This is a genomic window from Pseudomonas sp. SDO524_S393 (assembly GCF_054071875.1).
Window position 1 is genome coordinate 1 of record NZ_JBSVVZ010000119.1, and the last position, 9232, is coordinate 9232.

At 61.2% G+C, this 9232-nt stretch carries 9 protein-coding genes; 7 read left to right on the plus strand and 2 right to left on the minus strand.

Annotation, left to right across the window (positions count from 1 at the left end; genetic code table 11):
- The first annotated feature begins 156 nt into the window (after window positions 1-156).
- Window positions 157-1503, plus strand: coding sequence for a nucleobase:cation symporter-2 family protein (locus ACW9IB_RS28675; protein ID WP_457416671.1), 1347 nt, complete (start codon window positions 157-159; stop codon window positions 1501-1503).
- A 437-nt stretch (window positions 1504-1940) separates the two neighbouring features.
- A complete protein-coding gene (locus ACW9IB_RS28680) occupies window positions 1941-2726 on the plus strand; it encodes an outer membrane protein OmpK (RefSeq protein WP_457369166.1) in 786 nt (261 codons plus the stop codon).
- 108 nt (window positions 2727-2834) lie between these two features.
- Here the strand turns inward: ACW9IB_RS28680 and ACW9IB_RS28685 are convergent, their stop codons facing one another.
- Both ACW9IB_RS28685 and ACW9IB_RS28690 read right to left on the minus strand, forming a co-directional pair.
- On the minus strand, window positions 2835-3965 hold the full coding sequence (locus ACW9IB_RS28685) for a patatin-like phospholipase family protein (protein ID WP_457416673.1): 1131 nt from the start codon (window positions 3963-3965) through the stop codon (window positions 2835-2837).
- 30 nt (window positions 3966-3995) lie between these two features.
- Window positions 3996-4931 carry a lipid A biosynthesis lauroyl acyltransferase gene (locus ACW9IB_RS28690; RefSeq protein WP_457416675.1) on the minus strand — a complete coding sequence of 312 codons (936 nt, stop codon included), beginning with the start codon at window positions 4929-4931 and terminating at the stop codon, window positions 3996-3998.
- Window positions 4932-5050: 119 nt separating this feature from the next.
- On the opposite strand from ACW9IB_RS28690, the gene minC reads away from it, so the two are divergent.
- From minC to ACW9IB_RS28715, 5 genes are all read left to right on the plus strand, one after another.
- Complete coding sequence (gene minC, locus ACW9IB_RS28695) at window positions 5051-5788, plus strand: septum site-determining protein MinC (RefSeq protein ID WP_457369169.1); 738 nt, start codon at window positions 5051-5053, stop codon at window positions 5786-5788.
- 166 nt (window positions 5789-5954) lie between these two features.
- Window positions 5955-6767 (plus strand): septum site-determining protein MinD, encoded by an 813-nt coding sequence (gene minD / locus ACW9IB_RS28700; protein WP_457369170.1) that lies wholly within the window; start codon window positions 5955-5957, stop codon window positions 6765-6767.
- Between the two features lie 3 nt (window positions 6768-6770).
- Window positions 6771-7025: a cell division topological specificity factor MinE gene (gene minE, locus ACW9IB_RS28705; protein ID WP_019410761.1), complete on the plus strand. Its 255-nt coding sequence runs from the start codon at window positions 6771-6773 to the stop codon at window positions 7023-7025.
- A gap of 95 nt (window positions 7026-7120) precedes the next feature.
- A complete protein-coding gene (locus tag ACW9IB_RS28710; RefSeq protein ID WP_003192838.1) occupies window positions 7121-7756 on the plus strand; it encodes an RluA family pseudouridine synthase in 636 nt (211 codons plus the stop codon).
- Window positions 7757-7882: 126 nt separating this feature from the next.
- A complete protein-coding gene (locus tag ACW9IB_RS28715) occupies window positions 7883-9172 on the plus strand; it encodes a M18 family aminopeptidase (protein WP_457369171.1) in 1290 nt (429 codons plus the stop codon).
- The last annotated feature ends 60 nt before the right edge of the window (window positions 9173-9232 follow it).

Sequence of the window (9232 nt, forward strand, 5' to 3'; positions counted from 1 at the left end):
CGGTGTATCAGGCCTACCGAGGTGATGCTATCGCAGGCAAGCCAGCTCCCACACAGACCAGCTCCCACCTTTGAGACCAGTCGTGTTTTGAAGATTGAGTTCCATCCGGCAATTGAATGCCAAACAACACAACAATAAAAAGATCCGAGGTGTTGCATGACCGAGTTAGCCGAACCGCAGATTCCCGCCGCACCCGCCCTGGTGCGGCTGCCCCTCTTGCAACTGATTCTGGTAGGCCTGCAACACGTCTTGCTGATGTACGGTGGCGCGGTCGCCGTGCCCCTGATCATTGGCCAGGCCGCCGGCCTCAGCCGTGAAGAAATCGCTTTTCTGATCAACGCCGACCTGCTGGTGGCCGGTATCGCCACCCTGGTGCAGTCGTTCGGCATCGGGCCGGTGGGCATTCGCATGCCCGTGATGATGGGGGCCAGCTTTGCCGCCGTCGGCAGCATGGTGGCCATGGCCGGCATGCCGGGTATCGGCTTGCAGGGGATCTTCGGGGCGACCATCGCGGCCGGATTCTTCGGCATGCTCATCGCGCCGTTCATGTCCAAGGTTGTACGCTTCTTCCCGCCGCTGGTGACCGGCACCGTGATCACCGCCATCGGCCTGTCGCTGTTTCCCGTGGCCGTGAACTGGGCCGGGGGCGGCAGTGCCGCGGCGACGTTTGGCTCGCCGGTCTACCTGGCCATCGCCGCCCTGGTACTGGCGACCATCCTGCTGATCAACCGCTTCATGCGCGGCTTCTGGGTGAACATCTCGGTCTTGATCGGTATGGGCCTGGGCTACGCGTTGTGCGGGGCCATTGGCATGGTCGACCTCAGCGGCCTGGCCCGGGCACCGTGGGTGCAGGTGGTGACACCGCTGCATTTCGGCATGCCCAAGTTCGAGCTCGCGCCGATCCTGTCGATGTGCCTGGTGGTGGTGATCATCTTTGTCGAGTCCACCGGGATGTTCCTGGCCCTGGGCAAGATCACCGGCCAGGACGTCACGCCAAAGATGCTGCGCCGAGGCTTGCTGTGCGATGCCGGTGCGTCGTTCTTTGCCGGCTTCTTCAACACCTTCACCCATTCCTCGTTCGCGCAGAACATCGGCCTGGTGCAAATGACCGGCGTGCGCTGCCGCTCTGTGACGATGATGGCCGGGGTGTTCCTGATCGTGCTCAGCCTGCTGCCCAAAGCGGCTTACCTGGTGGCGTCGATTCCGCCGGCGGTGCTCGGCGGCGCGGCCATCGCCATGTTCGGCATGGTCGCGGCCACCGGGATCAAGATCCTGCAGGAAGCCGACATCGCCGACCGTCGCAACCAACTGCTGGTGGCAGTGAGCATCGGCATGGGCCTGATCCCGGTGGTGCGCCCGGAATTCTTCGCGCAGTTGCCACTGTGGATGAGCCCGATTACCCACAGCGGCATCGCCATGGCCACCCTCAGCGCGTTATCGCTGAATGTGCTGTTCAACATTCTCGGCGGTTCGGAACGACCTGCCGTCGCCCATACGCATTGATTCCTTCGTTCAAACAAAAACAATAACGAAACAGGGAACATCCACATGCACACCCTTCACCTGGGGCCGGCCACGAGCCGTGCCCCATTCTCGCCCCGCGCGCGCTGTAACGGCGCACTTGAGCCAAGGCATGGGAGCCAGTATTCTCCGCGCCCGCTCGAATCGACTCAAAAAAAAACAGCGAATGTAAAAGCTGACTGCAAGGCCAACTTATCCCGGCCTATTGTCTGCGGCCAAAACACGCAAAAGTCCCCTGAATTCGACTGCATCCGATGCAGCCGACGGGGATTTTTTGGCTTTTTGAAAGCCTTGGCGCGGCGCTTGCTAAAAGCATCAAAGCTGACCGAATAGACGATTTTTGCAGCGAACCAAAAGGCGCCACACCAGAGCGCCTGCGTAGAAGAAAAACCATAAAACCTTAACTCGGGAGCAACCGAATGAAACCTATGTTCAAAGGCCTGATGCTGGCGGGATCCCTGCTGGCCGGCGGCCAGGCCGTGGCCGGTGATTTGTTGCAGTGGCAGAACAACAGCCTGACCTACCTGTGGGGCAAGAGCTTCACCGTCAACCCGCAGATCCAGCAAACCGTCACGTTCGAGCACGCCGACGCCTGGAAGTACGGCGACAACTTTTTCTTCCTCGACCGCATCTTCTACAACGGCAAGGAAGACGGAAATGTCGGCCCGAACACCTACTACGGTGAGTTCAGCCCGCGCCTGTCGTTCGGCAAGATTCTGGACAAGGACCTGTCCCTGGGCCCGGTGAAAGATGTGCTGCTGGCGTTCACCTACGAGTTCGGCGAAGGCGATAACGAGTCGTACCTGCTGGGTCCGGGCTTCGACCTGAACATCCCCGGCTTCGACTACTTCCAGTTGAACTTCTACCAGCGCCAGACTGAAGGCAATCGTCCGGGTGACGGCGTGTGGCAGATCACCCCGGTGTGGTCATACACCCTTCCGGTGGGCAACTCCGACGTGCTGATCGACGGTTTCATGGACTGGGTGACCGACAACGACAAAAACGCCCGTGGCACTTACCACGCCAACCTGCACTTCAACCCGCAGGTCAAATACGACCTCGGCAAAGCGCTGCACTGGGGCGACAAGCAGTTGTACGTGGGCTTCGAATACGACTACTGGAAGAACAAGTACGGGATCGAAGATTCGGGCGCATTCAAGACCAACCAGAACACCGCGAGCTTCCTGGTCAAGTACCACTTTTAAAATGTGATCGCGGTCTCCTGTGGGAGCTGGCTTGCCTGCGATAGCAATCTGTCTGTGCCACATTTATGGGCTGACACACCGTTATCGCAGGCAAGCCAGCTCCCACATTTAGATCGGTGTAATGCCAAGGAATCGTGACAACTCCTCACGCTTGGCCAACGCATCGCGCCGTCCCAGCTCGATCAACTCGCTGCAATACCCCGCTTCGAACAGCAAGTAACTCAGCACCCCCGCCCCGCTCGTCTTGGTCGCTCCCGGCCCGCGCAAAAACAGGCGCAACGCCGCCGGCAGTTCCTGGCGATGCCGCGCCGCAATTTCATCGATGGGCTGGCTCGGGGCGATCACCAGCACTTCCACGGCCGCCAACTCGGGCGCGGCATGGCTGAACTGGTTCAAGCGTTCCAGCAACTCGATATCGCTTTCCAGACTGTCAATGAACGTGCTGTTGAGCATGTGCCCACCGATCTGCGCCAGGGTGGGTTCCTGGCCGGTGTAGGTGCGCTGTGCCGCCGGCTCGTTGCCGCGCGGGTTGCCGCTGACACCGACCACCAGCACACGGTTGGCGCCCAGGTGCAGCGCCGGGCTGATCGGCGCCGACTGGCGCACGGCACCGTCGCCGAAGTACTCCTGCTCCAGTTTGACCGGGGCGAACAGCAAGGGAATCGCCGAACTGGCCAGCAGGTGCTCGACCGTAAGCTGCGTGGGCACGCCGATACGCCGATGGCGTAGCCAGGCATCGATGGTGCCGCCGCCCTGGTAGAAGGTCACCGCTTGCCCGGACTCATAACCAAAGGCCGTCACCGCCACGGCATGCAGATGCTGTTGGCGAATCGCTTCGCCAATGCCGTCCAGGTGCAATTTATCCTTGAGCAGCGCTTTGAGCGGCGTGCTGTTGAGCAGCGCTACCGGCACCTGGGCGCCGAGGCCGAGCAGGCTGTGAATAAAGAAGCGCCCGGCCTGACGGATGACCCCGGGCCAGTCACTGCGCAGCACCAGGTGGCTGCGAAAGCCTTGCCAGAATGCGGTAAGGCGCTGAATCGCGGCAGTGAAGTCCATGGCGCCACTGGCCAGGCTCACGGCGTTGATCGCGCCGGCAGAGGTGCCGACGATCACCGGAAACGGGTTGGGCGCCCCCGGCGGCAACAGCTCGGCAATCGCCGCCAATACCCCCACTTGATACGCTGCTCGCGCCCCGCCGCCGGAAAGAATCAAGCCTGTAACCGGTTCAGCTGGGCGCATTGCGTCACTCCATGTGGGAAAAGTCAGGATTTACCGACGGCGTTTCTCGTACAGCTTGGGCTCGCCCGGTGGCCGGCTCTTGAAACGCCGGTGCGTCCACAGGTATTGCTCGGGGCATTCGCGTACCGCGGCTTCGACCCACTGATTGATCCGCAGGCAGTCGATTTCGTCGCTCTCGCCAGGGAAATCACTGAGCGGCGGATGGATCACCAGACGATAACCGCTGCCATCGGCCAGCCGCTCCTGGGTGAATGGCACCACCAGCGCCTTGCCCAGCTTGGCAAACTTGCTGGTGGCCGTCACGGTGGCGGCCTGGATACCGAACAGTGGCACGAAAATGCTTTGCTTGGCGCCGTAGTCCTGATCCGGTGCATACCAGATGGCGCGGCCGGCGCGCAGCAGCTTGAGCATGCCACGCACGTCTTCACGCTCAACGGCCAGGGAATCGAGGTTGTGACGCTCGCGGCCACGGCGCTGGATGAAGTCGAACAACGGGTTGCCGTGCTCGCGGTACATGCCATCGATGGTGTGTTTCTGCCCCAGCAAGGCCGCGCCGATTTCCAGGGTGGTGAAGTGCAGGGCCATGAGGATCACGCCCTTGCCATCCAGTTGGGCCTGCTTGAGGTGTTCCAGGCCTTCGACATGGGCCAGCCGCGCCAGGCGCTGGCGCGACCACCACCAGCTCATGGCCATCTCGAAGAAGGCGATGCCGGTGGAGGCGAAGTTGTCCTTGAGCAGTCGCTTGCGTTCCTGGGCGTTTTTTTCCGGAAAGCACAGCTCCAGGTTGCGCGCAGCGATGCGGCGACGTTCGCCGGCCACGCGGTACATCCCCGCGCCGAGCAAACGACCAATGGTCAGCAGCGCGCGATACGGCAGTTGAGTGACCAGCCACAACAAGCCGAGTCCCAGCCATAACAGCCAAAAACGCGGGTGAAAAAATACAGCTCGAAAACGCGGGCGATCCATTACAGATTCCGGTAAAGACAAGGGCCGCGCATTCTACAACGGTTCGACCCGGCTTGCGGCCCGGGGATGTTCTCGTTATAAGTCTCGACACTTTTCGTGACAAGCCGCTTTTGCCGACCATGAGCCAAACCGAACCGCTAGACCAAGATCCCGTGTTCCAGCTGAAAGGCAGCATGCTCGCCATCACCGTGCTGGAACTGGCCCGCAACGACCTCGACGCCCTGGACCGCCAGCTCGCCGCCAAGGTCGCCCTGGCGCCGAACTTCTTCAACAACGCCCCGCTGGTGCTGGCGCTGGACAAACTGCCCGCCGGCCAGGGCGTCATCGACCTGCCCGGGCTGATGCGCGTCTGTCGCTCCCACGGCCTGCGTACGCTGGCGATTCGCGCTAGCCGTATCGAAGACATTGCTGCGGCCATCGCCATTGAACTGCCAGTATTGCCACCCTCGGGTGCGCGCGAGCGTCCGCTCGAACCATTGGTCGGTGAAGAGAAGAAAAAACCGGAAAAACCACCGGAGCCGACGATCAAGCCTACAAAGATCATCACCTCGCCCGTACGCGGCGGACAGCAAATTTACGCTCAGGGCGGCGACCTGGTGGTGGTGTCCTCGGTCAGTCCCGGGGCGGAACTTCTCGCCGATGGCAACATCCATGTATACGGCCCGATGCGCGGACGTGCCCTCGCCGGCATCAAGGGTGATACAAAGGCGCGGATTTTTTGCCAGCAGTTGACCGCTGAGCTAGTGTCCATCGCAGGCCAGTACAAGGTTTCAGAAGATTTGCGCCGTGATCCGCTGTGGGGGGCCGGGGTGCAGGTCAGCCTGTCGGGCGATGTGTTGAACATCATCCGTCTTTAACGGATACTGCCGCATTTTCCAAGCATCTCTAGACTCTGATAGCACAGCGAAACCGGCATTACTTGTGTAGGAATTATTTTTTCCTACAAGGCTGTCCGCCTGCAGCGAGTTCCAAGAGATGTTTTTCAGGGACCGAAAAGTCCTTTTTCCTTAGGGGTGAAACACCTTGGCCAAGATTCTCGTGGTTACATCCGGCAAGGGTGGTGTGGGTAAGACCACCACCAGCGCCGCTATCGGTACCGGTCTCGCGCTGCGCGGCCACAAGACAGTTATCGTCGACTTCGACGTCGGTTTGCGTAACCTCGACCTGATCATGGGCTGCGAACGCCGCGTGGTGTATGACTTCGTCAACGTGGTCAACGGCGAAGCCAACCTGCAGCAGGCCCTGATCAAGGACAAGCGCCTCGAAAACCTGTACGTGCTGGCGGCCAGCCAGACCCGTGACAAGGAAGCGCTGACCAAGGACGGCGTGGGCAAAGTCCTCGCCGAACTGAAAGAAACCTTCGAGTTCGTGGTCTGCGACTCCCCGGCCGGCATCGAAACCGGTGCCCACCTGGCGATGTACTTCGCCGATGAGGCCATCGTGGTGACCAACCCGGAAGTCTCGTCGGTACGTGACTCGGACCGCATGCTCGGCCTGTTGGCCAGCAAGTCCCAGCGCGCCGAAAAAGGCGAAGACCCGATCAAGGAGCACCTGCTGCTCACCCGTTACAACCCCGAGCGCGTCAGCAACGGCGAAATGCTTGGCGTTGAAGACGTGAAAGAAATCCTCGCCGTGACCCTGCTGGGCGTGATTCCAGAATCCCAGGCAGTGCTCAAAGCCTCTAACCAAGGTGTTCCGGTCATCCTCGACGACCAGAGCGACGCCGGCCAGGCGTACAGCGATGCCGTCGATCGCCTGCTGGGCAAGTCCGTGGAACATCGCTTCCTCGATGTCAAGAAGAAGGGATTCTTCGAGCGTATCTTTGGAGGCAACTAAACCATGAACATTTTTGACTTCTTTCGTACCAGAAAAACGCCGACTACTGCGTCCGTGGCGAAAGAGCGTCTACAGATCATCGTGGCGCACGAACGCGGCCAACGCAGCACCCCGGACTACTTGCCCGCCTTGCAGAAGGAGCTGGTGGAAGTGATCCGCAAGTACGTCAATATCGGCGACGATCAAGTACAGATCGCCCTCGAGAATGAGGGAAGCTGTTCGATTCTGGAACTCAATATCACCCTGCCAGATCGTTGATCGAACGGGTGGCCGCCACGGCGGCTCGTTCACCTTGATCCCCTTGGGGAGCCGGGTGGGCGAGCCGCCGTTGGCGTTTGTTACGAGGCTGTTTAATGCCGCTGTCCAACATCCATATCCTCCATCAGGATGACGCTGTCCTGGTGGTGAACAAACCGACCCTGCTGCTCTCGGTGCCTGGCCGCGCCGACGACAACAAGGACTGCCTGATCACCCGCCTGCAGGAAAACGGCTACCCCGAAGCCCGCATCGTGCACCGTCTGGACTGGGAAACGTCAGGGATCATCCTGCTGGCCCGGGACGCCGACACCCACCGCGAGCTGTCGCGCCAGTTTCATGACCGCGAAACCGAAAAAGCCTACACCGCCCTGGCCTGGGGCCAACCGGCACTGGACAGTGGCAGCATCGACCTGCCCCTGCGCTACGACCCACCGACCAAACCACGCCATGTGGTGGACCATGAGTTCGGCAAACACGCGCTGACCTTCTGGAAAGTGCTGGAACGCTGTGGCGACTGGTGCCGCGTGGAGCTCACGCCCATCACCGGGCGTTCGCACCAACTGCGCGTACACATGCTGTCCATCGGCCATCCGTTGCTCGGCGACGGCCTGTACGCCCATGAACAGGCCCTGGCCGCGTGGCCGCGCCTGTGTCTGCATGCGAGCATGTTGAGCTTCACTCACCCGCAAAGCGGTGAGCGCTTGCGCTTCGAGTGCCCTGCGCCCTTTTGAAGGGTGAACACGATCAAATGTGGGAGCTGGCTTGCCTGCGATAGCGGTGTGTCAGTCCCATAGTGGTTTTGTGTTGTGTTCGCAACCAATACGGTAAACTCCGCGCATTGCTGTCTGGAGCTATTTATGCGCGAAGCGTTGAATCAAGGCCTGATCGATTTCCTCAAGGCCTCCCCTACTCCTTTTCATGCCACTGCCGCCCTGGCCCAACGCCTGGAAGCCGCCGGTTACCAGCGCCTTGACGAGCGCGAGACCTGGACCACCGAGGCCAACGGTCGCTATTACGTCACCCGCAACGACTCCTCGATCATCGCCTTCAAGCTTGGCCGGCACTCGCCGCTGCTGGACGGTATCCGCCTGGTCGGTGCACACACCGACAGCCCTTGCCTGCGGGTCAAGCCGCAACCGGAGCTGCAACGCCAGGGTTTCTGGCAGTTGGGCGTGGAAGTCTACGGCGGCGCGTTGCTGGCGCCCTGGTTCGACCGTGACCTGTCCCTGGCTGGCCGCGTCACCTTCCGCCGCGACGGCAAGGTCGAAAGCCAACTGATCGACTTCAAGCTGCCCATCGCCATCATCCCGAACCTGGCCATTCACCTGAACCGTGAAGCCAACCAGGGTTGGGCGATCAATGCCCAGACCGAGTTGCCACCGATCCTCGCCCAATTCGCCGGTGACGAGCGTGTGGACTTCCGCGCCGTACTCACCGAGCAGCTTGCACGCGAACACGGGCTGAACGCCGATGTGGTGCTCGACTACGAGCTGAGCTTCTACGACACCCAGAGCGCTGCCGTCATTGGCCTCAATGGCGACTTCATTGCCGGCGCCCGCCTCGACAACCTGCTGTCGTGCTACGCCGGCCTGCAAGCCTTGCTCACCAGCGACACCGAAGAAACCTGCGTGCTGGTGTGCAACGACCATGAAGAAGTCGGCTCCTGCTCGGCCTGCGGTGCCGACGGTCCGATGCTGGAACAGACCCTGCGCCGCCTGCTGCCGGAAGGTGATGAGTTCGTACGTACCATTCAGAAATCCCTGTTGGTATCTGCGGACAACGCCCATGGCGTGCACCCCAACTACGCCGAGAAGCACGACGCCAACCACGGCCCCAAACTCAACGCCGGCCCGGTGATCAAGGTCAACAACAACCAGCGCTACGCCACCAACAGCGAAACCGCCGGGTTCTTCCGCCACCTGTGCATGGCCCAGGAAGTGCCGGTGCAGAGCTTCGTGGTACGCAGCGACATGGGGTGCGGCTCCACCATCGGCCCGATCACCGCCAGCCACCTGGGCGTGCGTACGGTGGACATCGGCCTGCCGACGTTCGCCATGCACTCCATCCGCGAACTGTGCGGCAGCCATGACCTGGCGCACCTGGTGAAGGTGTTGGGTGCGTTCTACGCGAGCCGTGATTTGCCTTAAGACCTAGGTGCGACCATCGCGGGCAAGCCCGCTCCCACAGGGAAATGCATTCCAAACTGT